Annotated in this window: 22 protein-coding genes; 5 read left to right on the plus strand and 17 right to left on the minus strand. The window is 55.2% G+C overall.

Features of this window, described 5'->3' with window-relative positions; translation table 11 throughout:
• Nucleotides 1-532: 532 nt before the first annotated feature.
• A complete protein-coding gene (locus tag ACJROR_RS06385; protein ID WP_406546376.1) occupies nucleotides 533-1,612 on the minus strand; it encodes a porin in 1,080 nt (359 codons plus the stop codon).
• A gap of 318 nt (nucleotides 1,613-1,930) precedes the next feature.
• Here ACJROR_RS06385 and lysM point away from each other — a divergent pair, with 318 nt between their 5' ends.
• On the plus strand, nucleotides 1,931-2,377 hold the full coding sequence (gene lysM, locus ACJROR_RS06390) for a peptidoglycan-binding protein LysM (RefSeq protein ID WP_406546377.1): 447 nt from the start codon (nucleotides 1,931-1,933) through the stop codon (nucleotides 2,375-2,377).
• A gap of 237 nt (nucleotides 2,378-2,614) precedes the next feature.
• Here lysM and ACJROR_RS06395 read toward each other — a convergent pair whose 3' ends face one another.
• From ACJROR_RS06395 to ACJROR_RS06420, 6 genes are all read right to left on the minus strand, one after another.
• Entirely contained in the window at nucleotides 2,615-3,322 is a 708-nt protein-coding gene (locus ACJROR_RS06395) for a type II secretion system protein (RefSeq protein ID WP_406546378.1), read from the minus strand.
• Nucleotides 3,323-3,431: 109 nt separating this feature from the next.
• Entirely contained in the window at nucleotides 3,432-4,175 is a 744-nt protein-coding gene (locus tag ACJROR_RS06400) for a type II secretion system protein (RefSeq protein WP_406546379.1), read from the minus strand.
• Nucleotides 4,176-4,557: 382 nt separating this feature from the next.
• Nucleotides 4,558-5,595: a porin gene (locus tag ACJROR_RS06405; RefSeq protein ID WP_406043469.1), complete on the minus strand. Its 1,038-nt coding sequence runs from the start codon at nucleotides 5,593-5,595 to the stop codon at nucleotides 4,558-4,560.
• Nucleotides 5,596-5,997: 402 nt separating this feature from the next.
• Nucleotides 5,998-6,579 carry a hypothetical protein gene (locus tag ACJROR_RS06410; RefSeq protein ID WP_406546380.1) on the minus strand — a complete coding sequence of 194 codons (582 nt, stop codon included), beginning with the start codon at nucleotides 6,577-6,579 and terminating at the stop codon, nucleotides 5,998-6,000.
• A gap of 175 nt (nucleotides 6,580-6,754) precedes the next feature.
• Nucleotides 6,755-8,095, minus strand: coding sequence for a hypothetical protein (locus tag ACJROR_RS06415; RefSeq protein WP_406546381.1), 1,341 nt, complete (start codon nucleotides 8,093-8,095; stop codon nucleotides 6,755-6,757).
• A gap of 84 nt (nucleotides 8,096-8,179) precedes the next feature.
• Entirely contained in the window at nucleotides 8,180-9,646 is a 1,467-nt protein-coding gene (locus ACJROR_RS06420) for a hypothetical protein (RefSeq protein ID WP_406546382.1), read from the minus strand.
• A 300-nt stretch (nucleotides 9,647-9,946) separates the two neighbouring features.
• Between ACJROR_RS06420 and ACJROR_RS06425 the strand changes: the two genes are divergently transcribed.
• The gene (locus tag ACJROR_RS06425; protein ID WP_406546383.1) at nucleotides 9,947-10,243 is read left to right on the plus strand and encodes a DUF1294 domain-containing protein; all 297 of its coding nucleotides are present in this window, start codon (nucleotides 9,947-9,949) and stop codon (nucleotides 10,241-10,243) included.
• An 848-nt stretch (nucleotides 10,244-11,091) separates the two neighbouring features.
• Here the strand turns inward: ACJROR_RS06425 and ACJROR_RS06430 are convergent.
• Nucleotides 11,092-11,661 (minus strand): sugar O-acetyltransferase, encoded by a 570-nt coding sequence (locus tag ACJROR_RS06430; protein WP_406043623.1) that lies wholly within the window; start codon nucleotides 11,659-11,661, stop codon nucleotides 11,092-11,094.
• The gene (locus ACJROR_RS06435) at nucleotides 11,633-11,896 is read right to left on the minus strand and encodes a hypothetical protein (RefSeq protein ID WP_406546384.1); all 264 of its coding nucleotides are present in this window, start codon (nucleotides 11,894-11,896) and stop codon (nucleotides 11,633-11,635) included. Before ACJROR_RS06435 ends, ACJROR_RS06430 begins: the two co-directional genes overlap by 29 nt.
• A 17-nt stretch (nucleotides 11,897-11,913) precedes the next feature.
• Here ACJROR_RS06435 and ACJROR_RS06440 point away from each other — a divergent pair, with 17 nt between their 5' ends.
• Nucleotides 11,914-12,519 carry a DUF6273 domain-containing protein gene (locus ACJROR_RS06440; RefSeq protein WP_406546385.1) on the plus strand — a complete coding sequence of 202 codons (606 nt, stop codon included), beginning with the start codon at nucleotides 11,914-11,916 and terminating at the stop codon, nucleotides 12,517-12,519.
• An 82-nt stretch (nucleotides 12,520-12,601) separates the two neighbouring features.
• Here ACJROR_RS06440 and ACJROR_RS06445 read toward each other — a convergent pair whose 3' ends face one another.
• The 3 genes from ACJROR_RS06445 to pdxS form a co-directional block, all read right to left on the minus strand.
• Nucleotides 12,602-13,111, minus strand: a complete 510-nt coding sequence (locus tag ACJROR_RS06445; RefSeq protein WP_406043619.1) for a hypothetical protein — start codon at nucleotides 13,109-13,111, stop codon at nucleotides 12,602-12,604.
• 189 nt (nucleotides 13,112-13,300) lie between these two features.
• Nucleotides 13,301-13,888, minus strand: a complete 588-nt coding sequence (pdxT, locus tag ACJROR_RS06450; RefSeq protein ID WP_406546386.1) for a pyridoxal 5'-phosphate synthase glutaminase subunit PdxT — start codon at nucleotides 13,886-13,888, stop codon at nucleotides 13,301-13,303.
• Nucleotides 13,889-14,004: 116 nt separating this feature from the next.
• Nucleotides 14,005-14,937, minus strand: a complete 933-nt coding sequence (gene pdxS / locus ACJROR_RS06455) for a pyridoxal 5'-phosphate synthase lyase subunit PdxS (protein WP_406546387.1) — start codon at nucleotides 14,935-14,937, stop codon at nucleotides 14,005-14,007.
• 459 nt (nucleotides 14,938-15,396) lie between these two features.
• Here pdxS and ACJROR_RS06460 point away from each other — a divergent pair, with 459 nt between their 5' ends.
• Nucleotides 15,397-16,797, plus strand: coding sequence for a PLP-dependent aminotransferase family protein (locus ACJROR_RS06460; RefSeq protein ID WP_406546388.1), 1,401 nt, complete (start codon nucleotides 15,397-15,399; stop codon nucleotides 16,795-16,797).
• Nucleotides 16,798-16,867: 70 nt separating this feature from the next.
• On the opposite strand, the gene ACJROR_RS06465 is transcribed toward ACJROR_RS06460, so the two are convergent.
• The 5 genes from ACJROR_RS06465 to ACJROR_RS06485 form a co-directional block, all read right to left on the minus strand.
• Nucleotides 16,868-17,053 carry a hypothetical protein gene (locus tag ACJROR_RS06465; RefSeq protein WP_406546389.1) on the minus strand — a complete coding sequence of 62 codons (186 nt, stop codon included), beginning with the start codon at nucleotides 17,051-17,053 and terminating at the stop codon, nucleotides 16,868-16,870.
• A 591-nt stretch (nucleotides 17,054-17,644) separates the two neighbouring features.
• Nucleotides 17,645-18,805, minus strand: a complete 1,161-nt coding sequence (locus ACJROR_RS06470; RefSeq protein WP_406546390.1) for a metallophosphoesterase — start codon at nucleotides 18,803-18,805, stop codon at nucleotides 17,645-17,647.
• A gap of 218 nt (nucleotides 18,806-19,023) precedes the next feature.
• Nucleotides 19,024-19,341: a hypothetical protein gene (locus ACJROR_RS06475; RefSeq protein WP_406546391.1), complete on the minus strand. Its 318-nt coding sequence runs from the start codon at nucleotides 19,339-19,341 to the stop codon at nucleotides 19,024-19,026.
• A gap of 213 nt (nucleotides 19,342-19,554) precedes the next feature.
• A complete protein-coding gene (locus ACJROR_RS06480) occupies nucleotides 19,555-19,878 on the minus strand; it encodes a TfoX/Sxy family protein (RefSeq protein WP_406546392.1) in 324 nt (107 codons plus the stop codon).
• A gap of 21 nt (nucleotides 19,879-19,899) precedes the next feature.
• Nucleotides 19,900-22,371, minus strand: a complete 2,472-nt coding sequence (locus ACJROR_RS06485; protein ID WP_406546393.1) for a TaqI-like C-terminal specificity domain-containing protein — start codon at nucleotides 22,369-22,371, stop codon at nucleotides 19,900-19,902.
• 341 nt (nucleotides 22,372-22,712) lie between these two features.
• On the opposite strand from ACJROR_RS06485, the gene ACJROR_RS06490 reads away from it, so the two are divergent.
• Nucleotides 22,713-23,430: hypothetical protein (locus ACJROR_RS06490; protein ID WP_406546394.1), on the plus strand; the 718-nt coding region annotated here is incomplete at its 3' end.

Below are 23,430 nucleotides of genomic sequence, written 5' to 3' on the forward strand. Positions count from 1 at the left end.
ATCGTAATCGGTCTCCGAAATGAATATCACAACGCCTGATTTTTTCAGGCACAACAGGGATGAGTATAAAAATTGCGAAAAAAAAAATAATGGACAGGATCACGACTTCTCATGGACGGAGGAGAATTTTCGCATAAATTTGAACACAGTCGCATAACTATGCAAACTGTGATGTAACAGATGTAACAATGCGTAAAACAAAGACTGACTTGCTGTAATTTAATTTCACAAAGCTGCAAAATGCTTATTTCAAAAGCTTCCGCCTGGAAATCCACGGAGAATACAGAAACCGGGAAACTGAGATCAGACGATGTGAATACGGAGTGTCAACCCCTCTTAGGAATTCACCGCCGCATTCACAGAAAAGAAGCCGGGCTGATAAGACACCAAGGGTTGCGCTTCGAAAGAAATCGTTTGGGGGAGAGACTTTCTGAAATACGGTTCCCAGGACATTCCGGGAGGCGGAGACTCCCCTCTTCCCGGAAAACAGCCCCGGACTCCGCCGGGACGTTTCCTGAAGACTGGAAACCTGTTAGAAGGAATATATAAGGCCGATTTCGTAGCGGCTATGCTGCTTGGTTTCCGGCTGGGGATAGTCCAGTCGGCCCAGGCCCAGCTCGCCCTCACCGTAAAGCTTAAGAGAGGGATTGAAATCGTAGGACACCTGACCTGCCAGGTAGGAGTTTTCCGCGCGGTCAAAGTGATAGCCCTCGTAGCCGAAGCCCAGCATAAAGCCCAGGCCGCATTCAAAGGCGTAGCCCCCCACGGCTTCCCAGCCGGTGGAATGATGCTTTTCGGACTTGAACTTTTCCCGGGAATACTGCACTGCGGTATAAAGGCCGTCCCCTAAATGCCCGTAGGAAAACGCCACCCCGAAATCGTGCCGGTCTCCGGACACGCTGTGTTCGTTGTCGTACCAGTCGTAGCTGATGCCGAAGGCGAGACCGTCCAGAAGACCGTCTGTCCAGTTGTAGGTACCCGCCGCGGCAAAGCCCAGATTCACATCCAGATCCTGCCAGACCTGCCGGTCATGATCAAAATACCGCCCCATGCCGCGATTGGGAGTCTGCAGCGAAGCCGACAGGGTATAACCTCCCACGGCCAGGGCGTACATCACCTGCCCTTCCTGGCGTTCCCCCAGCATGGGATAGTTCTGCCCGTGAAAGCCCGCATCCTCAAAAACATCGGTAAAGCCGGCGGCCAGATACCGGGCGGATTCACCCTGCCCGAACACCAGAGTGCCGTACTGACTGAAATCAAAGCCGGTATAGGCATAGCGGGTATTCCACTTGCCGTTCTGGGAGGTTGCCGAAGCCACCTCCCATTCGCCGAAAGCCACCGCCTTCACTCCGGAAACGATTTTGGAGGAAGCGGCCACGCCCAGGCGGGTTCTGCCCTCGATGCCGCCCTTGCGTTCATTCCGGGAGGTTTTGTTCATATAACGGGCTTCCACCCGGCCGAATACGGAAAGGTCTGTGCCGTCTTCGTTATGATATACCTGCGCGGCAAAGGCTGCCTCAGGAACGGCTGCGGCAAGGACGGCAGCGCTGGCGGCAGCTATGCCGAAAACCGCGCTGAAAGCAGAGCGATACGCCGGAGTAAAAATCTTCATTTAAGAGCCCTGTTATTCTGTTAATGGCTGTTACCGGCGCAGATTTTAACATAGTTTTAACCCGGACAAGTCAAAAAAACTCCTGAAAGCATTACCTGAAACCGTTATCAGAAAAGCCCTCGCGGGGTGTCATGCTTCCGGATTGAAAGCGGTCAGAAGCGAGATTAAAGAGCGGAACCTTCCGGCAAATCCGCAAAAATGCCGGGGGACTGACAGAATTCGCCGGAAAAATCCCCGGAAAGGGTGACGCCCCGCCCTCCCGGTACTACAATAGCCCCATTCCTGAAACAGTCAGGATAATAACCAAGGAGAATGCAAATGGGACTGATATCATTCGTAAAGGGCGTTGGCGAAAGACTTTTCAGCGGCAAAAAGCCGGAAAGCCAGGCTGCCGACCTGAAGGAAAACATGGATGCTCTGGGACTGGAAACCGGAGATCTCACCGTGGAGCTTGACGGCGAAAAGGCCGTGCTCAAGGGCAATGTCAAGGATCAGGAGACTCTGGAAAAGGCCGCTCTCGCAGTCGGAAACCAGGTGGGAGTCGCCGAGGTGGATACCGGAGCCGTCACCGTGGCTGCCGGAGCCGACGAATCCGTGTTCTACACCGTAGTGAAGGGGGACACCCTGTGGAAGATCGCCGAAAGCCACTACGGCAAGGGGAACGGCAGCAAGTACACCGCCATCTTTGAAGCCAATAAGCCCATGCTGAAGGATCCGGACAAGATCTATCCGGGCCAGACGCTGAGAATCCCGAAGCAGGATTAATACCGGGCCTCAGGCGGATTTAGCGGCCCTGCGACGGCACTCGTCAGAAGAGGCTGAGGCAAGGAGCAACACGCAACACCCCGCCTGAAAAGAAAGCAGCAAAGAAACGGAAAGGAGGAGCAGAGGCTCCTCCTTTAATATTTCGGCCGGAATCAATGACCGGGCTTCCGTTAGCCGGCAACATGTCTCCCGGCCCCCGCACCCGGGAAGCCCGCTCAGGCGGGCCCGGGGAAGGGCTCAGCACCCCTTAGAATAAATATGGTAGGTAGGTGTCTTGTTGTTATATTTGTCAGCGCTGCAATAGAGGAAAAAGCACTTGGTATCGTCCTTGTTACCATGCTCGGAAATGGCGGTATAGGAAATCCCCTTGGGGATGATGGCCTGACAGCGATTGCTCTCGCCGCTGTGCCATTTATCATTTTTGCCGTACTTATAGAGACACTGACAGTAGTCGGTTTCGCAAATCTTCTTCTTATTGGCCTCGTCTGAGCAGGATACGTTATAGGACACCGAAACCTTTTCTCCCGGTTTGTCGGAAATAGCGGCGGTTTTCTCCTCGTTCATATTGGTGCTGATAATGCGGGAAATGTCATTGCGGTCAATATAGCCGTTCTTGGTTCTGACCCAGAGGTTATCCACCTTGATGCAGTTATTCACAGTTCCGTCGCAGTTGCCGTTATAGCTGCCGCCGTTATTATCATAGTTTTCAATGCCGGTGATGAGAGCCTTGGAATGAATCATGATATTGCCGCTTTTGGCCGCCGCCGAAAACCCCTGCAGCGTGGCAATGCGGGCATCGCTCTGAATGCTCATAAACCGCGGCGCCGCGGAGGCGGCCAGAATGCCCAGAATCACAATGACCACCACCAGCTCTATCAGGGTAAAGCCGGCTTGAACGCGGTTATGGCGCAGCGAAACTGAATTATGAAATGTGCTTCCGATCATAATGGGTTCCTTCGTAACAAATCCGCCCTGAGGCTTAGCCATCTCCTTCCTGAATATCCTCTGTATTAAAAGCTCCCGCCGTCATTATTCCTGAAAACTTCCGCCGTTATCAGCAGCCCTTGGTTTCGATCTTATAGACGGGAACCCTTCCGGTAATCGCTTCCGCCGTGGTGTACTTGAAATAGCAGTTGCCGTCCTTGTAGGGCATGCCCCGGGGAATAAAGAACTGCGAATCTTTGCGTTTGTCTCCGCTCCCTTCCTGATGGCGGCACTGGCAGAAATCATGATCCTGACAGACCTCACCGAGCTGGTAGGAGGAGCACATGTAATTAATGCTGTGTTTATTGGCTGTGCCGCAGCCGCCGTCGGCAACATTTGGTCTCTTGCCGTTTCCGCATCTGTCGGGAATTACCAGAGTCTTTCCGTCTTCATTGGTGATTTGCACAGTCTTGCGGCCTTCGATATCAGCGTCCAGGGCAAAAACCACGGAATTGCGATCCAGATAGGCCAGCTTGAAGTACACCGAAACACCATCGATTTCCACACAGTTTTTAGTTTTTTTATTGCACTCAGCATTCCATTTTGTGCCGGAGCCTACTTCGGTATAATCCACGCTGGTTCCCAGGATCATGGCTTTGCCGTAGACCATGGAATTGGCGCTTTTGACGGTGCCCATAAGCGCCTTCAGGGAAGCCGCCCGGGCATCAGCCTGAAAGCTCATGAACTTCGGCGCGGCGGAAGCGGCCAAAATTCCCAGAATCACAATGACCACCACCAGCTCAATCAGGGTAAAGCCGGCCTGAGAGCGGCGCTGAGTCAGCGAAACTGAATTATGAGATATGCTTCCGATCATAAAGGGTTCCTGTGATAAATCCGCTAGTCTTAGCCGTTTTCCTTCCCGAAATATCCGCTTATCTAAAATCTCCCGCGGGCATTCTACTTAAAAATCACGCAAAACGGGAGAGAGAATCCCGAAGTTTCCCGGATCTCCGCCTCCGTTTCCCGAAATCGTGATCTCTCCTGCCTCCTTAGCGGCAGTTTCCTGAAAATCTTAACTTAAGGCTCCCTCTCAAAACGCAAAACTGCGGACGGGATCCGAAAACTGCCTTTCCCTGCCGCAAAAACTGCCCGGGATCCCAGCCGCCGAAACGGAGAAGGGAATAAAAAAACAGCCCGGATCGCATGATTCGGGCCGTTCTCATGTCCGGAGATCCCGTTACCGGGAACCGGATCTCTTAGTAGTTGTACTGCAGGTGGAAAGCAACCTTGTCATCGGATCTCTCGTGGGTGGAGCCGATCTTCTTGCCGGTGGCGGCATCAACGGTATCAATGTCGCCCACGCCGATCTCAGCTTCCACATAAGCGCGGAAGTTCGGATTGAACTTGTAGGAAAGCTCGCCGGCGAAATTGCTTACCAGTCTGGCGCTGTCCTGATTCTTCTGGTTGTACAGAAGCAGGAACTGCACGCCGGAATCCCAGGTATAGCCGGCAGCCAGTTCGAAGCCGTTCACATTCTTCTTGTGCTCATAGTCGGTGAACTGATAGAGACCTGCTGCATAGAAGCCGGCAGTGAGATCGCCGCCGGTAAGGGATACGGTGATGGCGTTCTTGTCGTCATACTTTGCCGGAGCGGTATTGGAAACGCGGTAGTAGTCATAGGCCAGATTCAGTCCTACCGGGAAGTACTCGCCGTATTCATAGCCGCCGGCTACGGAAACGCCGGTATCTACATTGTCAAGGCCGGCGGTCTGATAGGAAAGACCCAGCTTCAGAGCCTGATTGTTAAAGGACTTCTTGTAGCGATAGTCCACGAGGCCTTCCTGACGGGCCTTGGCAGCGAACTCGTAGGAGGTGGTGGCCTTGGCGCCCCAGTCAATGAGGATGTCAGTGGCGGAAAGAGCGATAACGGCGGCCGGCTGGTTCTGACCGAAGGTCAGCTGGCCGTAATCGTCGGTCTTGAAGCCCACATAGGCAAAACGGGTATTCCACTGACCGTTGTGAGAGGTCTCGGCGCCGATCTGCCACTCGCCGAAGCCCAGAGCCTTAACGCCGTCGGTAATGGCGGACTCGGCAGCCACTCTGAAACGGGCAGTGCCCACCAGCTCAACCTTCTTGTCGGTAGCTCTTTCGGAGAGAGCCACGCTGTTAATGGCAGCGTCCAGACGGCCGCCTAACTGCAGCTTGGCGGACTCGGACTGATAAACAACGGCAGCGTTGGCAGAACCGGCTAAAAGAGCACCGGCTGCGGCTGCAAGCGCAATCTTCTTAAACATAACAACAGTTTCCTTCATAATAATTAATTTTTTGTAATGGCAATGCGGTTTCTGTTCCGGAATCTTTTTCGGGACTGAAGCCCTTTTTGCCTTCTCAGGCTAAGCTATGCGTTCCGGTCTGACCGCCTGTTTTTTTTATTCTTAAAGGAATCAGCCCTGAAATTGAGTCCGAGGCGTCATCCACTGTGCATTATAGTATGACAAAGTGACGCTGTAAATATACCTTTTACGCTTATTGACCAAATTTAATACAATTTATTACTGAAAACCGTTTCATATAAAGTACTTGAAAATATTTTCAAACAAAAGCCGCCCGCCCCTCAGGCTTCCGCAGGCAAAGCCTGCGGGCGAAAAAAAGAGGAGCCCCGCTCCCCTTTTCATTTGCTCTCTCAGCTTTGCAGATCAGGCATCCTGTTTATCCTTGCTCCCGCTGTCAGGCTGATCATTCTCCGGAATAGCCTGTATCAGAGAAAGCCAGGGCTTAAACTCCTGCTCCTTCACTGCTGCCACAATGCCCATGATGACATTCACGTAAAAATGAATGAGACCCGCCGTGGCAATAAACGCCCCCAGGATGAAGATGGGAATTCCGATAATAAAAATGGTCAGGAGTCCCCCGACAAAACAGAGGAAGCCGCCGATAAGCCAGGCGAGCACCCAGAGAATATAGAGATTGAGAAGCTTTTTGGTGACGCCGTGAATCAGGGGATGGTTTTCGCAGGCAAAATACATCACGATGCCGGCGATGGCGCCGCACACCGGAAACACCCCGTGGGCCACCCACAGCACCAGAAGAGCTTCATAAGGCTTCGTCGTCAGGCTGCTGTCAAGGCGGCTTTTTATTTCCCCGCTCCATTTTTTAACCGAACTCTCTTCTGCCGCTCCGGAATAACCGGTATTTGCATTTGCGTTTGCGCTGCTGTCATTGTTTTCGTTATTACTGTTATAGTTATTGCCGCTGTTGCTGCCGGTATTGTTGTCCATGCTGTCTGCCTCTTTATTTGTCTTCGCTGCGGTACCGCCGCGCCCCGGGAAAAACGTGACTTATCCCCTTCCGGAGCATACTATAGCCCATGCCGCTCTTTCTGAAAACACCCCGCCTGCAATAAAAAGCCTCCGGGTTCAAGTCCTCCGGATTGCAGGTAATTCCGGTTTTGCCCTAAGGCTCCCGGCGCCGGGATTCGGCGGTCTCCCTGTTCAGATTGAGATCCGGAAGACTGAGGGAGCATTCCTCCCGGGACCGATAGCGGGAAACATCAGCGGCAAAGCGCGGGAACGCCTTCTTCCGCCTGGATGCGGAAACCCCGATAAGGCGGATCGCAAAAGCGCATGCAAAGGCGCACGCCAAAGCCGTCAGGAAGTCTCCGGGATTCTCGGGAAGGTTTATGACAGCCATGACTGTTATTATGAGGATCCCGATGACGGACAGGGTATATGACACCAGTCTGAAGCCTCTGATATCGGTAAGAAGTCCATCTAAAGAGCCAAAAACAAAAGCCAGAATTATTACTGTTATGAAGCTGCCCCCGAAGCACTCCGCCACCAGACGCGCTAATAAGCTGCCCTTATCCTCATCCCCGAGGATAAACGGCGCCAGCCACCAGGATACCGTAAGCAAACCGGCAAACATCAGCGTCAGGGCAGCTCGCATCAGCCTGAGCTTCTCGGGATCAGCGGGGATATTGGTGTAAAACTCCCCCGCGTCTCCGTTCATAACCGCAATGCAGTCCTGACCGTTTACTGCGGCCTTGGCTAAAAGCACGGGAAAAAGCAGCGTTCTGACCCGGATGGGCCGTACCGCGATATTCTGATTCCGGACGCCGCTGCCGCCGGGGGCCATGTATGCAGAGATTTCCGCCTCCGCAGTCGCCCGGGCCTGAGCTAAGTCCGGCAGCGCCGTTCCGGCTCTTGCGGCTTTCCGGTAAGCCTTTTCCGGAAAACCCGGCTCCGGATTATCCGGAACCAGATCTTCGGGGGCAATTACCCGGAGAATATCCGGATCCGGAATCCGGACGGCCAGCTCCGGGATATTCCGGTATACCAGGCGCGCTCTGATTTTTCTGGGGTTTTCCGAGCTCTCCGGCCGCACTTCCCCCTCTCTTCTGTTCGCCCGCCCTCTTCCGCCGCCGGGGAAGCGTTTGACCTGTTCCGTTTCGCCGGTGACCTCCAGGTCGTAGATCCAGAACGGGAGATAGATTTTCCGGATGGTGTTTTCAGTGATGCTCCGGCTGCATTCATCCGGCATGGCTTTTAATTTCGCATATTCCTGCGTCAGATTCCCGGGCCCAAAGGAAAACGGGATAACGCAGTCGTAAAAGTCTGAATCTCCGGGGGGCGGATCCTTTCTTCTGCCGGCTGCCGGAGAGAGCGGCGTCCGGCACAGCGGGCAAACAGAGGAGAGCCGGAAAACTCCGGGAGAAAGCTCCGCGCCGCAGCCGGAGCAGCGCGGGATTCCGTCCCCGGAGCTCTCCCGGGGATTATCAATATCAGACAAGGTCATAGCTGTCCTCCTGTTCTTCCGGCCGGAGGCTCCCTTTGCGGGGGGAATTATCCGGAACCGGGGTTATGGATTTTGCTTCTGGTCTCACGGGTAATGCTGCGAGAATATCTCTTCATAAGGCTCGGTTTCCCGGAAGCCCGTGAGGCGCCAGCTGCTGAAGTCCTTTAGCAGAAATTCATCGGCATCGCTTTTCAGATCGGGGAAATTATCCTTCCTAAGCTTTGCCGCCCGGTAAGAGCCGTTCCCGAACTGTATGGCCAGCTCCGCTGAGAGGGAAAGGATCAGCACCGTGAGGAAGATTACGGAGACGGTGTCATTAATGAGGAAGTTCAGGTATCCGGCAAGCAGCATAAGAGAAATGGCGGCGGCAGAAATAAAAGCCGTCATAAGGGCGAGGTCTTTTTTGCTCTTAAGAGCGGTTCTGTTCCGGAGATATTCCGCCGCGATTACGGACAGCAATAATCCTGCCAATACCGCAAATCCCGAAAACGGTAGTCCCGAAACCTGCCAGGAGCTCCCCGGGTCATGTTCCGCTCTCATAACCGTCGTGAGGGGCGGATGCCAGAAAAACAGCGGGAGAAACAGAGTCTCGCAGATTAAGGCGGCAGAAATACAGATCAGCGCTGATTTACCGCGGCACTGCGGGAGAGCGGCGGCGATTTTGCCGGTAGCGCCGTTCATGGCCGCAATGTACGTCTGATCTCCCGCAGCAAGCTCCAGGGTCCACACGGGAAACAAAGCATAGGAAACGCTGCGGGGGAGGATATTGATATCCCGGGAAATGAGATCGCAGCTGTCATAGGGGATAAGCTTCCGGTTCAGGGAAGCGATCACCCGATCCCGCACCGTCTGATAGCTTTGCCGGTCATCCATGTTGTAGATTCTGGCATCAAGGCCGGAGAGCCAGGAATAGCTGAAGGGCCGGGCACTGTCCGGATCATAGGGCTCCAGATTCTGCGAAAGCCCGTCGTCAAGCTCGGTGGTGGCATCCTGGGTAACATCTCTGAATTCCAGTTCGGCTGCGGATTCCGCCAGGAACGTCCAGCGTCTGTCCTCCCGGCGGGGGTTTTTGAAGGCAGCGCGGCCCTCGGCCCTGACATCGTAAAGCCAGAAGGGAATGTACCGGGCCTGCATGTTTTCCGGACGGATTTCTCTGATAATTTCGTCCGGAACTGAGCCGGGGGCAGCCAGGATTTTCCGGAAATTCTCCATAAAGTCCCCGCGATCCAAGGTAAAGGGGATAATGAAGTCCGGCTCGGCCTGGCGGCGGATTTTGCCGGACAGGATCAGGGCATTACCGCAGAAGGGACAGGTTTCAGTGGCGCCCAGCGCCCCCGGGGAAATCTCGCCGCCGCAGGAGGGGCACTCCGTATAGCTGTCTTCCGGAGCGTCCGGGTTTTCCGGAGCGGGATTAGCTGCTCTCCGGACGCTCCTGTCGTACTCCGGGACATCATAGCTCTGGCCGCAATGATCGCAGAAGAGCCTTCCCTCCCTGATGCGGAACACCAGATTTCCGGAACACCCGGGGCAGCTGCAGTACTCAGTTTGCATATTCCTGATTCCTTCGGACACCAAAATATAAACAAAGCCGTGTCTTCCTGATAATAAACCGGATGCCGGCGCAAAAACGCCGCCTCTTTCGCAATTATGCAGCAGCTTCCCCGGCGGCAGTCCGGTTCGGAGCGGGGAGCATCATTTTTCCCTCAGGAACCGGATACGGCATTTGCCATGGCCGGTGAAGGATATTAAAATCCCGGAGGCTCCGGCCCGGAAGAGTTTCTTCACCCGCAGGATCCCGGATGAGCCGGCCCTTTTATCTTATTACTTTTTCAGGTATCCCCGGAGGATGCGATGACAGCATTTCTGATAATCTGGTATGCGGTTTTTAACCTTGCCGCCTTTCTGGCCTACGGCATCGACAAGCTGAAGGCCGCTAAAAACTGGTGGCGGATTCCCGAAAAATGGCTTCTCGGCCTTGCCGTGGCCGGGGGCGCTCTGGGAGCCATTCTGGGGAGCGATCTCTTCCATCACAAAACAAGCCGGGGGAAGATCTATTTCCGCATCGTTAACTATCTGTCTCTGGTATTGCATGTGTCTCTTCTGGCATACCTGTTTTTCGGGCATCCCTTTCAGGAGTCTCTGTCCTGAGAGAGCAGATAAAAAGCATTGCTTTTTACAGATATGGTGATTCACCTCTGCCGAGGCAAATGGGAGACTCCGCCGCCATTTCACATAGGGGCGTGTGTACCAGAATCTGAAGATGAGATCGTTTCTGAAATACCGCATAACCTTGTTGAGTTTCAGGAAGAATTCAGGGAATGCACGTCAGATCCTGATAACTTTTGACTGTTTTTGAGATCGGTGAAATGCAGTCAGGTCTGATCGGCAAAAAGGCATGAAGATGCTGCTGAGCCGAACAGCATTACGCCCCGCAGACCAAAGCCGGGGAGCAAAGTTATAGTTCAGAAGGCTAAAATCCGCGAACAGACGGGACACATTACTGAGCTTGCCCCCTGAAAAAAAGCTGCATGCGAAGTACCTTCCTGAGAGCCCGAGCCCCCCTTGATCTGCCTGCTGAACACAAGGGGCTTCATAAAATGGAGGAGCGGGATTGAAGAGAGTACGCAAATCGGGGGAATTAACTCCCCCGAACTTTAAGGAGCCTTGTCTTCTGCGCAGATCTAAATGTCTGCGCCATATCCATCTCCGTTAAATGACGATCAGACTGACGCTTTCACCAGATCTAAAAACGCCGGAACAGTCATATTCAGCTTCTTTGCTGCTGCTTCAGCAGAGAGCAGCCCCTCAGTATAAAGCTCGATAACCGTTTGCTTTTTTATTTCCGGGGTGGCTTTTGCAACAATTTCCGGGGCTCATCAGCAAAAGCGGCCGGAAGCGGGAAAGAAGATGACTTCGTGAAACTCCTGAAATAAAAACCGGAATGCCCTTCTGAAGCATCCCGGTTCAGTAAACAGAGTTTCCGGCCGCGCCGGTAATCAGGTATCGTCCGGCAGGTTTTTCATAACCCGGGCCGGAATGCCGCCTACCATGCAGTTATCCGGCACGTCCCTGGTAACCACGGCTCCGGCAGCCACAATAACGTTATTGCCAATGGTGATGCCCGGCAGGATTACCACATTGGCGCCTATCATGACATCATTGCCGATTTTAATGGAAATCGCCGTGGCCACATGCTCCCGGCGCTGGGCCGGAGACAGCGGGTGGGATACGGTGGTAATGAGGGTATTGGGGCCGATAACGCAGTAATCCCCGATATACACCGGGGCCTCATCGGAGATGGTGACATTGCTGCTCACCAGAAAATCGCTGCCCACGTGGATATTCTTGCCGTTACTGCAATTAAAGGGAGGTTCGATGAAAATGCCGTTACCCACCGAGCCCAGAAGCTTCTTCAGAAGAGCCGAATACTCCTTGAACTTCAGGGGACTGGTTTCGCTCAGTTTAAGACAGAGGGCAAAAGCCTTTTCCTTGGCCTTGATAATATCATCGCCCATCAGGTTGAATTCGAACTCCTCTTCAGCCTCCGGAGATTTCCCATAAGCCATACAGACCTCCTGCTAAGTAAAGAAAACGTTTTCTTAACAGATTAGCCAAAAAGAGTCCTAAAGTTAAAAAAATAATCAGGGGAGTCTGAGGTAAATCACAAAATAAGAGCAGCGCAAACCGGAAAATATTGCCTGAAATCCGCAGGATGGTTCTTAATTTCCTGCCGGACAAGAGATCTCTCCCCGTAATGGCCGAGCCTGCCATGATATCAGGTGCCGTTACAGACTTGCCCAAAAACTGAGGTTTCCGCCATGCTTGCCAGGCAAAGACTCGCAGACGGCACGGAATATGTAATGTTCGGCCGCTATCATCAGGATGAAGACGTCATGCCTGACCGCTTAACTCCGATCTCCTGGCTGGTTTTGGAGCAGGATCCGAAAAGGCGTCTCATGCTCCTGCTCTCCAGGTTCGCGCTGGATCATAAGCCCATGACCAAACATCTGAGACCGGTATTCTGGAAACACAGCCATCTCAGAAAATGGCTGAATCATGACTTTATGGAAGCCGCCTTCACCCCGGAAGAAAGACAACTCATCATCACAACGGATCTGGATAATCAGGGGAACGGCCAGGACACTCAGGATCAGATCTTTATTCTGAGCAAGGACGAACTCTGCCGCCGGCTCAGAACTCCGGAATCCCGCATCTGTCCCCCTTCCCGGTATGTCATGGCAGAGGTGGCTGATACCGGAACCTATGTTCTGAACGGCGGATGCTGCTACTGGCTGAGAACCCCCGGAGGCTACGGCCCGGAGTCTGCCTGTCTGATTACCGGCAACGGCAGTCTGGACTTCGATTTCGGCTATGACGATAACTATGCCGTAAGACCGGCTCTCCGGGTGCGCCTTCCTTCCTGAAAAAAACCGGCGGCCCCGGAATCAGAAAACAAAAAACCGCCGGAACCTCTGGCGCCGACGGTCTTTAAGAGCGGGACAAAAACTACATTCCGGAGCAGATCCCGGCAATATCCTTTCCTTGCAGCGGGAGATCCGAGAGCACCGTTATCGAAATCCCCCGGCAGCTGAACTCGGCCGTAAAGAAGCCTTCCTTGCTGCCCCGAATATGGGCGGTGTCGCCGTTAAAGGGAATGTCCTTTTCCACCGGATATTCATTGTAGTCGCCGTTCATTTCCCGGGAGGTAAACTGCTTGGAGTAGCGGACGTAAAGATTGCGCTTTTCCGCATCCACGTAAATAAGCTGCAGCATTTTCTTCCGGTCAGGATAGGAGTCCAGAACCTGCACCAGAGGAGCCCGGCCCTGCCATGAAGCAGGGGGAACAAAGTTCTTGTTTACCGTAAATCCCACGACGTTCTCCCCTTCCGCCACCGACTGATAGGAAGTAAAGGGGTTGGGCATGCCCACAGCGGCTCCGCCGCTGTAATCCAGCATCTCCGGTTCCGCAGTGCCCGAGCAGCCGGAAAGGGGTAATCCCGCAAGTAAAATAGTCATAACAGCGCCTGAAATAATCTTTCCTGAATGCCGCATAGAATCCCTTCTCGCTCTAACCTTATGTTTATCTGTCTCCCGGAGGGCCTCTGGGGCAGCCGGGTCTCTTCAGGAGATTATACTCCCGGTAAAAGCGTTCCGTAAAATCCCGGGGCGGTCAGGCGCCGTAAAAAGGGAGATAAAAAAGATCTGTTATGCCGCCTTCCTTACGGCAGGAGCGCGGACGGAACGCAGAACAAGCTCATGGAGATCCGTATTCTCGGTAAGCTCCGGATGAAAGGCAAAGGCGAACTGGTTCCGATAGCGCACCCCGGTGATACGGCCCCGGGCTTCTGCCAGGATTTCCGTTTCCGGATCCAGGATCTCCGCAATGCCGGGGGCTCTGATATAGACCTGCCGAAAGCTCTCGCAGGATCCGGCCCGGCCCTCGCAGACAAAGCTGCCGGACTGGCGGCCGTAGATATTGCGCTGTACCCGCACCGGAAGAGTCCCGAGATGCCGTTCGCCGTTATCCCCGATTTCCCGGGCCAGCAGAATAAGGCCGGCGCAGGTTCCCATAACCGGAAGTCCGGCCAGAATAAGCTCCCGGAGCGGCTCCAGAAGCCCCAGATCCCGGAGGAGCTTGCCCTGCACCGTGCTCTCGCCCCCGGGAAGAGCCAGAGCGTCCAGCCCCTCCAGATCCTCCCGCCGCCGTACCTCCCGGGTATCCGCTCCCAGCTTTGCAAATATTTTAAGATGTTCCCTGAAGGCCCCCTGCAGGGCCAAAGCTCCCGCTATCATGCTGTGATCCTCCTCGCTAGGTTCTGAACAGAAATTGCGCAATAATTGAACATCGGTGTCCGTTTCTCAGGTGATGCCCGAATCCCCCGGCCGCAGAGGGCCGGGAGAAGAGTGGCCTACTTGCCCCGTTCCTCCATAATCAGCTTGATTTCCTGCTCGTTGATGCCCACCATGGCCTCCCCCAGGTTCCGGGAGATCTCCAGAAGCACCGCGGGATTCTGATAATTGGTTACCGCCTGCACAATGGCCCGGGCTCTCTTTGCGGGATCCCCGGATTTAAAAATGCCGGAGCCCACAAATACCCCGTCGGCCCCCAGCTGCATCAGAAGCGCGGCATCCGCGGGAGTGGCCACGCCGCCGGCCCCGAAATTCACCACCGGAAGCCGGCCCTTCTGCCGCACCTCTTTAAGGAGATCCAAAGAAACTCCGAGTCTCTTGGCCTCCTCGAAAAGCTCGTCATCGTCAAGGGTGGTCACCCGGCGGATCTCGGAGGTGATTTTCCGGAGATGCCGCACGGCCTGAATCACATCGCCGGTGCCGGGCTCGCCCTTGGTTCTGATCATGGAGGCTCCCTCGGCGATCCGGCGGAGCGCCTCCCCCAGATCCCGGGCTCCGCATACAAAGGGCGCCTTAAAGTCATGCTTATTGATGTGATAAACATCATCGGCCGGGGACAGCACCTCAGATTCGTCAATGTAATCGATGTCAGCGGCCTCCAGGATCTGAGCCTCTGCGAAGTGTCCGATGCGGCACTTGGCCATTACCGGAATGGATACCGCATCCTGAATGCCGCGAATCATGGCAGGATCGCTCATGCGGGACACGCCCCCTGCGGCCCGGATATCCGCCGGAATGCGCTCCAGAGCCATTACGGCGCAGGCCCCGGCCTCTTCGGCGATGCGGGCCTGCTCCGGAGTGGTAACGTCCATGATCACCCCGCCCTTAAGCATTTCGGCAAGTCCGCGGTTAAGCTCCGCCTGGGTCTTAGCTGCCTTTGCCGTCTCTTCAGTATTTGCTGTTACTGCTGTATTTTCTGTAGCTGCTGTCATTTTGCCTTCTCCTTAATAATCCGCTCCGGGGTCATCTTCCCGGAAATCCTTTGGAAAACGCCTTAATGATAGGCCCTGTCTGATATTATAGAAATAACCAGAAATAACATTTTTTATAATCCCAGATCCGCCCCCGCAGCTTGACTTTCCGCCCCGCCCCGAAGACCTCAGGGAGGGGTAAAGGCGGGCCCGAGGCAAGAAACTGAGACGAAATTATCGGAAAAAACTCCGCCGGCACAGATAACACCGCTTAAGACCAGATGCCCTTAAGTTCGGCCATACCAGTTGTTCTCTTCCGGAACAGGCGCCGGAAAACACCATGCGGAAAAGTGGAGAACGGAAACGAATAACGGGTAGAATAACGGAGAGAACAGTCAGGGAAGGAAATAGTCAGGAACAGGCGGCGGAGTCAGGGATATACGAAGCCTGACGGCCCGAGCCCAGTCCCCGGAGGATAACATGCTCACCTACAATCTCGCCGAGGCCGCGGGGTCTCTTTACGAATTCCTGTACCGGAAAATCAGAGACGACATTATTTCCGGAGCCATCCCGCCCGGTACCCGGCTCCCCTCCAAAAGAGCTCTGGCCCGGAATTACGGCATCAGCGTCATTACCGTGCAGTCCGCCTATGAGCAGCTCCTCTGCGAGGGGTATGCCCGGGCCGAACCCCGCCGGGGCTACTACGCCGCGGCAACAGCCGGGAGAAGGATCTCCCCCCGGAAAACCGCAGTCTCCCTGGATATCGCCCTCCCCGCGCCGGAGCCCCGGGACTTTATCAGCATTTCCGGCAATAATGCGGATCCCGGACTGTTTCCCTTTGCCGCCTGGGCCCGGATGACCCGTAAGGCCCTTACGGAAAACCCCGCAAGACTCATGGAGATCCCGGTGACCGGGGGCCTTCCCGAACTCCGCGAGGCTATTTCCCGGCACTTAAGCTCCTTCCGGGGGCTTCTGGCGGATCCCGATCAGATCATTATCGGGGCCGGCACCGAATATCTTTACAGCCTCATTATTCAGCTTCTGGGCCGGGATCGCCTCTACGCTACCGAAAACCCCGGATACCCGAAGCTCATGAGCATCTACCGGAGCAATGACGTCCGCTGCCTGCCTGTTTCCATGGACAGCGACGGGATCCGGGTTTCCGAGCTGGAGGAATCCGGCGCGGAAATCGCCCACATCACCCCGAACCATCATTTTCCGACCGGGATCACCATGCCGGCCGGACGCCGTTTCGAGATGCTGTCCTGGAGTCTGAAAAGGGAAGGCCGCTACATTATCGAGGATGACTATGACAGCGAATTCCGGGTTACCGGACTCCCCCTCCCCACCCTGTTCAGCTCGGACGGGGCCGGCCGGGTGATCTACCTGAACACCTTCGCCAAAACCCTGACCCCCACCATCAGAATCAGCTATATGGCGCTGCCCCCTGACCTTGCGGATCTCTTCTACCGGAAGCTTTCCTTCTACTCCTGCACCGTCTCCAGCTTCGAGCAGCTGGCTCTGGCGGAATTCATCAATCAGGGCTTTCTGGAGAAGCACATCAACAAAATGCGGCTCTACTACAGCCGGAAGCGGGAGAGCATTCTCCGGGCCATCGCCAGCTCCGGACTGGGGGCCATCTCCCGGGTTCATGAAAACCGGGCCGGACTCCACTTTCTGCTGGAGCTCCGCTCTGACATCCCCGACCGGGAACTCCGGGAACGGCTCCGGGAACGGAAAATCCTGGTAAAAACCCTGTCGGAGTATCATGTGCCCGGGGATCAGGCCCCGCAGCATTGCCTCCTTATTAACTATTCCAGCCTGGATCCCGCCAAAGCGGAGCAGGCCTTCCGGGAAATTGCCGCCGTGGCCGGGGGCTAAGGCTCCCGGCTGTTACATGGATCGCCCCCGGCAGTGACAAAAAAAGAGGCTGATATCTCAGCCCCTGTTTTTAATGCGGCATGCTGCTCAGAAACCGCTTAACCTCATCAGTAATGATGGTGGTGATGATGCGGCGGCGGAGGCGGCACTCTCGGTCCCGGAGGAGGAGGCGGCGGACACCGGCGATCATACTTCCAGGCTCCCGGCGGACAATGATGACGCGGCGGAGGAGGCGGCGGCGGGCACCGATAATCATGCTTCCAGGCTCCCGGCGGGCACGGAGGCGGCGGCGGGGGCGGGCAGTGATGATGCCCCGGAGGACAATGGTGCGGCGGAGGCGGCGGCGGAGCTGCCATGGCAGAGCCGGAGGCGGCAAAGGAAAGAGCCGCTGCTCCGATTACCGCTGCCATCAGTTTGGCGAATCTGTTCATTTTGGTCATCCTTTGTATTCAGGTTTTATCCCGTTGCTCGAAACGCAGCTGACTGACTTTCTGAAGACTGCGTTTTCTTTCAGTTCACATTCTCAGTATAGCCAAAAACCGCCGGGATTAAATGACAATTTCATAAAAGATATTACAAATTGTGAAAAGAGCCCGGAGCTCTGTTTTTGGAAAGCCGGAAAGGAGCCGCTCCCGGCGCCGGCTCAGCTGCCGGAAACCGGAGCCTCAGGGGAAAACGCCGGTTCCCCCGGCTTCGGGAAACAGAAGTCCGGAGGGCCGAGGAGAAAAAAGGAAAAGGAAAGGGAAAAGATAAAGAAGAGAACAGCGCCGGGACAGGAAAATTAATGCCAAAGCGCTATAGGGAAGAAAAGCGGACTTAACGTAACCTCACCTGTCATCATCTGTTATCATCTGTTATCCCAGGGAAGCACATTTATCACCACATATTCGGATTTGGTTCCGGTCTTAAACCTGATAGACCAGTCAGAAATCCCGGAGGTCACAATAAAATCAGTGCCGGCACGCTTTTCATGGCCGTACACCAGATCCACGGCCCCGAGCCAGCGGCCGACTTCATTGAACGGAAAAAGCTGCCCGCCGTGGGTGTGACCGGAAAGCACCAGATCAAAGCCGGCGGCGCTGTGCCGGTCGTATTCAAAGGGCTGATGATCCAGGGCCACGGCATAGGTGTTTGCCAGATCCTGCCCCCTGAGAAGCTCCTCCGGGGCGAGCCGGGTTCCGTGAAGCTCCTTGGCCACGGAGAGATCCTTCCGTCCGGAAATCAGGAGTCCGCCCTCCAGGGAGACATTCTCATCCAGGAGCACCCGAACGCCGTTATTTTCCAGCTCCCGGGTGAAATCCTCGGCGCTGAAGCCCCGGCGGGCGGCGCCGTAGTACCCCTTCTCATGATTGCCGTGTACCATGTAAGTACCGTACCGGGAGGAAAGCCGGCCGAGATCCCGGGAGGCCGCAATCATATCCTCCCTTGCGGTGTCATCGTCCACGATATCCCCGGCCAGAAAAATAATATCGGGGTTTTCCGCCTGAACGGCCTTTAAATGTTCCCGAAAACCCGCGGCATCAAAGGTGGTGCCCAGGTGCGCATCCGCAAGGAGAACCGCTTTGAAGGGACGGACGGGCTTTGCGGTGTAAAGAGTGTACTCCGCGCGCCAGACATGGTGATCGAGATACCAGCCGACGGAGAGAACCGTAACGGTGAGAATAGCTGCCGCCGCAAAGCTCGTTCTCCCGACGGAAACTTCGGAAAACCGGGAAAACCAGCGGGGCAGGAGCTTTCTCATCAGGAGGCAGACTAAATCCGCGCCGGCCAGAAGAGCCGCAAGGTGCATCAGGCACACCGCCGCATTGACGGTATTGAGAAGAAACCCCAGAAGAATCAGCACGGCAAGGATTGTGAGAAGAGACAGGGAAAATATTTTCCGGCGTTCCCGGAGGTTCATGTCCCTCCGGTACCCGAAAACCCCGGCAAGTCTGCGTGCGACGTAATAAAGCGATAACAGAGTAAGCGCCGTTGCAGCGCCGAAGATGCCCAGCCATAACAGTTTCATTAAGGAGTCTCCCCCGGGTGTTATTTAGCCGGCTTCATAGAAAAAGCCCGCCTCAGGCTAATGATAGCATGTATGCTGCCGGAAGATTGCCGAAAATAAAGAGCGGGAATACCGGAAAGGCTCCCGGGCCGGAAAAAGCGCGGCGGGAATCCGGACGCTCTTTAAGAAAACATAAAGGGCTGCCTTCTGGCAGCCCCGGCCGTTAACTGTCCGCCAAATTAATGGTGGTGATGATGGGGACCATCATGAGGTCCGTGATGGGGATCCGGATGCGGCTCGTTAGGCGGCAGTCTCGGTCCCGGAGGAGGCGGCGGCGGGCAGCGGTGATCATGCTTCCAGGCTCCCGGAGGACAGCCCTTGGGGCCCTTGTGATGATGGTGACCGGGCTTCGGCGGGGGCGGAGGCGGCGGGCAATGATGTCCCGGACGACAGTCAGGATGATGAGGCGGCGGAGCAGCCAAAGCAGCCCCGGAAGCAGCCAGACTGAGACTGGCGGCGCCGATAGCCACGGCCATGATTTTGGCAAGTTTGTTCATATTATCTCCCTGTACTTGGGCACATTCCTGTCTCAGAGGAACCGTTTCCCTTCTTCCGGAAAACTGCCATTCCCGAGTTCATGTCTAAAGTATAATGAAATCAGCCACCTGCATAATGACAAAACTTAAAAAGATATTACAAAATGTGAGAAGACTCCGCATTGACAGGCATTGACGGCGTTTCTTTGTCTTTCACCGCGCCAGAGCCCGGAGTTACGGCTTCTTTTTCCGGGGGCGGGGCTCCGGGAGTTCGTCATACATGGCGGTTATGAGCCGCGCCAGAAGCTCCCGATCCTCCAGACTGCTCAGGGTCAGCATTTTTTTGGCGCCGGGGTAAGGCTCCTCCAGGGCGGCATCAGGCAGAAGAGCAATGGCAGCCGGCACGGGCTTTACCATCAGGCGGCCGTCATAAAGTCCCCCGAATAGCTTCCCCCGGTAATACAGAAGGTACTCCCCCATCATGGGGCGGAAGGTGATCTCCGGAAGATCCCCGAGGAGCTCCAGGGTGTACTCCAGAAATTCTCGGTTAGTTGCCATGGCTGTCTCCTGTTCTTTTGCTCATGTTTCTGTTCCTGCCGTTTTATCTGCTGCTTTTTCCGGTGCTGTTTCCAGGGCGGTTTCCGCGCTCTGAGCCTTTCCTTTGCGGCCCGGGGGACGCCGTATGGCGGGATTTCCGGAGCTCTTCTCCTTTTTGGGATCCGAAGTACGCTCCGGGGGCGGCAGCAGCAGAGGATCCGGAAGCTGCTCCCGAATAGTCCGGTACTCCTCCTCCGAAAGACCGTAAAGAGCGGCAATTCTGCCGTCAATGGTCTCATAAAGAGTCCGGGCCTCCTCCGGGGAGGTTCTGCTCGCGATGGTGAGCCGATCCCCCAAAGCGGCGATCTCCTCCTGAACGGCGGGTGGCGCCGGGGGCAGCGGAATGGCTTCGATATGGGAGCGCAGCACTTTAAGGGAATTAAACTTAAGAGAAAAGTAAAACTGAGCCATGCGGGAATTCAGCGCTGCCAGCACGTACTTTACGGAAAGACCGGGAACTCTGGGGATAACGATGTTGGCACTGTTCAGGGACAGGGTCTTCTGATCATCGTAGGCAAAAGCCAGCTCCCGGGAGATAAAGCGGTAGATAAGCTTTTCCGGTGCTCGGTAATACTCCGCCCGGGCGCACTGCTGAAATTCCTCCGGGCGGAACACAATCTGCTTGTCCCGGGGCCGGAAGCCGTACCGGAAAATCATGGTGCCGCTTAATATTGGTTCGCTGTCCTGCCGGGGCACAGAATGAATGTGCCTTTTGTTATCTCCGGTGACGATCCCCAGGGCAAAATCGGCATTGCCGGCCAGGCGAAGAGCTCCGGGACAGGATTCCAGCCTTTCAATCACCCGGCTTCGGGCATCATTCATCAAAAAGCTGAACTCCTCCCGGGAGACCGGCCGGCTTTCTCTGATAACGAAGCTTTCTCCCGGAGTCTCCACCCGCATGCCGGCGGTATCCAGCGGCTTTCCGGTGTTTTCCAGAGCGAGAATCACACTGGGGCACTGCACTCCGGGAAAAATATCCCCCAGAGCCGCCAGATACCTGACGGAGGATCTTTCCATGATAAATCCCCGGACGGGAGCATGGCACCGCACATTCAGAACCGCCTCCGGCACCACGAAGGAAAGAAAGCCCCCCGGGGCGAGGTGGCGGAAGGAGCATTCCAAAAACAGCGCAAAGGACTCCGTAACGCTCCCGCTGACACAGCGGAAATGCTCCCGGAGATACTGCTGCTCCTCCGCGCTGTAGCGATAGCCCCAGGGAGGGTTTCCCAGGATGACCCGGTATTTCCGGGCGGGAGGCTGTCTCAGAAAATCCGCCCTCGCAAAATGCTCCTGCAAAAAAGCCGCATCAGTGATCCGGTAACGGAGAGACATGTTGATTCTCAGAAGAAAAACCGCCGTTTCATCAATGTCCGCGCCGTAAACATGCTCCGCCGGCACCGACTCCGGAAGGTTTATCAGAAAATTCCCGGCTCCGGCGCAGGGGTCAAGAACGGGGCCGCCCTTAAGACAGGCCTCCGGCAGACCCGCAATCAGGCGCTTTACCGCATGAACCGGCGTGTAATAGGCTCCGGAGCTTTTGCGGTCTCCGATATTCATAATGGAAAGATACAGGAAGCCCATGGCATCCTCCCCGGGCTCGTACTCGTAGGGGAGCCCGAAGATGCCGGGACAGCCCTTCCGGAAATCCCGGGCCGCCCGGAGATCCCGCATAAGATCCGGCAGGAGATCCCGAATAAGCGGATACACCTCTTCATGGCTGCCCCGGCTGAACCACTCGCCCAGATCCCGGCATGCGGAAAGCCCCCGGGAATACAGCATTTTTACTGCCGCATCCGCCAGCACCGCCCGGATCTCCGGCAGGGAAAGCCCGTCGGAGTACATGCTGAGGAGACTGGTTACCGTATTTACCGAGGAGATGTTGGTACTGTTCCGGGTAATGTAGGAGCTGTAAGTTTCCATTCCGGTTTTGCGGGTTTTATTCCGTCTTCTGGTGAGACTTTCGTTATCGTTTTCCAGATCCTGCCGGAGCGCTCGGAGATCCTGCATCCGAAACCACAGCCGCGGGCCCTCGGTCTCCGCGGGCAGGATCCGGCCCTGCTTTACCCAGTTCCGGACAGTAGCATCGCTGATTTCGAGATAGCGGGCGGCCGCGGCGGCGTTCACAAGATCGCTCTCCTGATGGGCCGGTTCTCCTGAAGCGGCTTTCGGGGATGCAGCAGAGGAGAAATGGGTTTTTCCGGGCACAAAGACTCCGGGATTCCTCAGGGAAGCGGAATGCTTTTTTATCAGGCTCTCCAGAGCAAAGCCCTCTCTCACGGAGGTTACGGCCGGCTTCGGGGAAACCGGTCTCCGGACAGGTTCCGGTGAAGACGAAGTGGCAGGGGCAGGGATGGAGGGAGACAGCACAGCGCCGGCCGCGGGCAGATTCCCGACGTTGCAGAGGAGATCTATTTCTCCGGAATCCCGGGATGCCTGTTCATCTTTCATCGCCATTTATCCGCCCTTTCCCCGCATCTCCGAACTCTGTTCCCGCGCCTGTCCCGTGCTCCCGCCGGAGCCCGGAAACGGTTTTGCATGATAGCACAGCCGCCGGACAATGTCCTCTCCGGGAGAATTGTCCAATACCGGGTTATGCCCCTCTCCCGCAACACAACCCGGGATCCGAAAATAATCATAATCCGGCTAGCAAAATAAACATTAAAAGATTAATAAAACTGCAGAAATGGTTAAAAATAATTATGAAAAGCAGGACTTAAGCCTGCAAAAAATCATCCTGCCCCCCGGAAGCCGTATTTTCCTTAATCCGGGGACATTTGCAACCCTGCGGAGATGCTATGACTGGTACCGATAATAACGCCAAAGCAGCCAGAACCAAGGATCTGGTGGCCTGGAGAAGGATTTTCTGGATCCGTTTTATTCTGGGCTACAGCCAGCCGCAGCAGTATCTGCGCGAGCTTGGAATCGAAGACCGGCAGTACCAGTACAATATCGAACTCTTCAACAACTACTACAGCAACATAAAGGTCACCGGCAAAAAGGATTATGAATGCTACATTGATCCGGGCATCAGCGGCCTTTTGAGACGAAATCCGTTTTTTAACATTTTTCTTGGCAAAACCATTGCCGGCAGCGAATTAAGTTCATTGTTTTCCATTCTGCTGTGCTGCGAAACTGGAAAATTTAAGAGCGTCATCCGCCAATTCACTCATGATGGTGATTCGCTGAACGATGGCCCGAATGATGACAGACCACTGAGAAACAAAATAAGCCAGCTGAAAAAAAACGGCGTCCTCGTCAAGAAGAACCGCACGAGCCCGCCCCTCTGCATGCTGTCAGACAAAATTCCCCGAAAAGTATTCCTCCTGAACGAATTTGCACGTCCGGAGGATCGGGAATCCTGGGTACGGGACTTCAACGGCTTTCTGGATTTCTTCAGCATGGCAGGATATTTCGGAGAACTGGGCTTCTATATTAAAAACGCCCTGAACGCTCTCCCGCACCCTGACGGAAACACCGCCCCGGCTCCGGGTGATGATGCCATCTCCTTCAAGC

Source organism: Succinimonas sp. (assembly GCF_045225735.1).
GTDB lineage: Bacteria > Pseudomonadota > Gammaproteobacteria > Enterobacterales > Succinivibrionaceae > Succinimonas.

What these genes read in the sequence shown, in the direction of transcription:
- ACJROR_RS06385 (WP_406546376.1), bottom strand. Translation starts at nt 1,612, where the DNA reads ATGAAGATTTTTACTCCGGCGTATCGCTCTGCTTTCAGCGCGGTTTTC.
- lysM (WP_406546377.1), top strand. Translation starts at nt 1,931, where the DNA reads ATGGGACTGATATCATTCGTAAAGGGCGTTGGCGAAAGACTTTTCAGC.
- ACJROR_RS06395 (WP_406546378.1), bottom strand. Translation starts at nt 3,322, where the DNA reads ATGATCGGAAGCACATTTCATAATTCAGTTTCGCTGCGCCATAACCGC.
- ACJROR_RS06400 (WP_406546379.1), bottom strand. Translation starts at nt 4,175, where the DNA reads ATGATCGGAAGCATATCTCATAATTCAGTTTCGCTGACTCAGCGCCGC.
- ACJROR_RS06405 (WP_406043469.1), bottom strand. Translation starts at nt 5,595, where the DNA reads ATGTTTAAGAAGATTGCGCTTGCAGCCGCAGCCGGTGCTCTTTTAGCC.
- ACJROR_RS06410 (WP_406546380.1), bottom strand. Translation starts at nt 6,579, where the DNA reads ATGGACAACAATACCGGCAGCAACAGCGGCAATAACTATAACAGTAAT.
- ACJROR_RS06415 (WP_406546381.1), bottom strand. Translation starts at nt 8,095, where the DNA reads ATGACCTTGTCTGATATTGATAATCCCCGGGAGAGCTCCGGGGACGGA.
- ACJROR_RS06420 (WP_406546382.1), bottom strand. Translation starts at nt 9,646, where the DNA reads ATGCAAACTGAGTACTGCAGCTGCCCCGGGTGTTCCGGAAATCTGGTG.
- ACJROR_RS06425 (WP_406546383.1), top strand. Translation starts at nt 9,947, where the DNA reads ATGACAGCATTTCTGATAATCTGGTATGCGGTTTTTAACCTTGCCGCC.
- ACJROR_RS06430 (WP_406043623.1), bottom strand. Translation starts at nt 11,661, where the DNA reads ATGGCTTATGGGAAATCTCCGGAGGCTGAAGAGGAGTTCGAATTCAAC.
- ACJROR_RS06440 (WP_406546385.1), top strand. Translation starts at nt 11,914, where the DNA reads ATGCTTGCCAGGCAAAGACTCGCAGACGGCACGGAATATGTAATGTTC.
- ACJROR_RS06445 (WP_406043619.1), bottom strand. Translation starts at nt 13,111, where the DNA reads ATGACTATTTTACTTGCGGGATTACCCCTTTCCGGCTGCTCGGGCACT.
- pdxT (WP_406546386.1), bottom strand. Translation starts at nt 13,888, where the DNA reads ATGATAGCGGGAGCTTTGGCCCTGCAGGGGGCCTTCAGGGAACATCTT.
- pdxS (WP_406546387.1), bottom strand. Translation starts at nt 14,937, where the DNA reads ATGACAGCAGCTACAGAAAATACAGCAGTAACAGCAAATACTGAAGAG.
- ACJROR_RS06460 (WP_406546388.1), top strand. Translation starts at nt 15,397, where the DNA reads ATGCTCACCTACAATCTCGCCGAGGCCGCGGGGTCTCTTTACGAATTC.
- ACJROR_RS06465 (WP_406546389.1), bottom strand. Translation starts at nt 17,053, where the DNA reads ATGATTATCGGTGCCCGCCGCCGCCTCCTCCGCCGCGTCATCATTGTC.
- ACJROR_RS06470 (WP_406546390.1), bottom strand. Translation starts at nt 18,805, where the DNA reads ATGAAACTGTTATGGCTGGGCATCTTCGGCGCTGCAACGGCGCTTACT.
- ACJROR_RS06475 (WP_406546391.1), bottom strand. Translation starts at nt 19,341, where the DNA reads ATGAACAAACTTGCCAAAATCATGGCCGTGGCTATCGGCGCCGCCAGT.
- ACJROR_RS06480 (WP_406546392.1), bottom strand. Translation starts at nt 19,878, where the DNA reads ATGGCAACTAACCGAGAATTTCTGGAGTACACCCTGGAGCTCCTCGGG.
- ACJROR_RS06485 (WP_406546393.1), bottom strand. Translation starts at nt 22,371, where the DNA reads ATGGCGATGAAAGATGAACAGGCATCCCGGGATTCCGGAGAAATAGAT.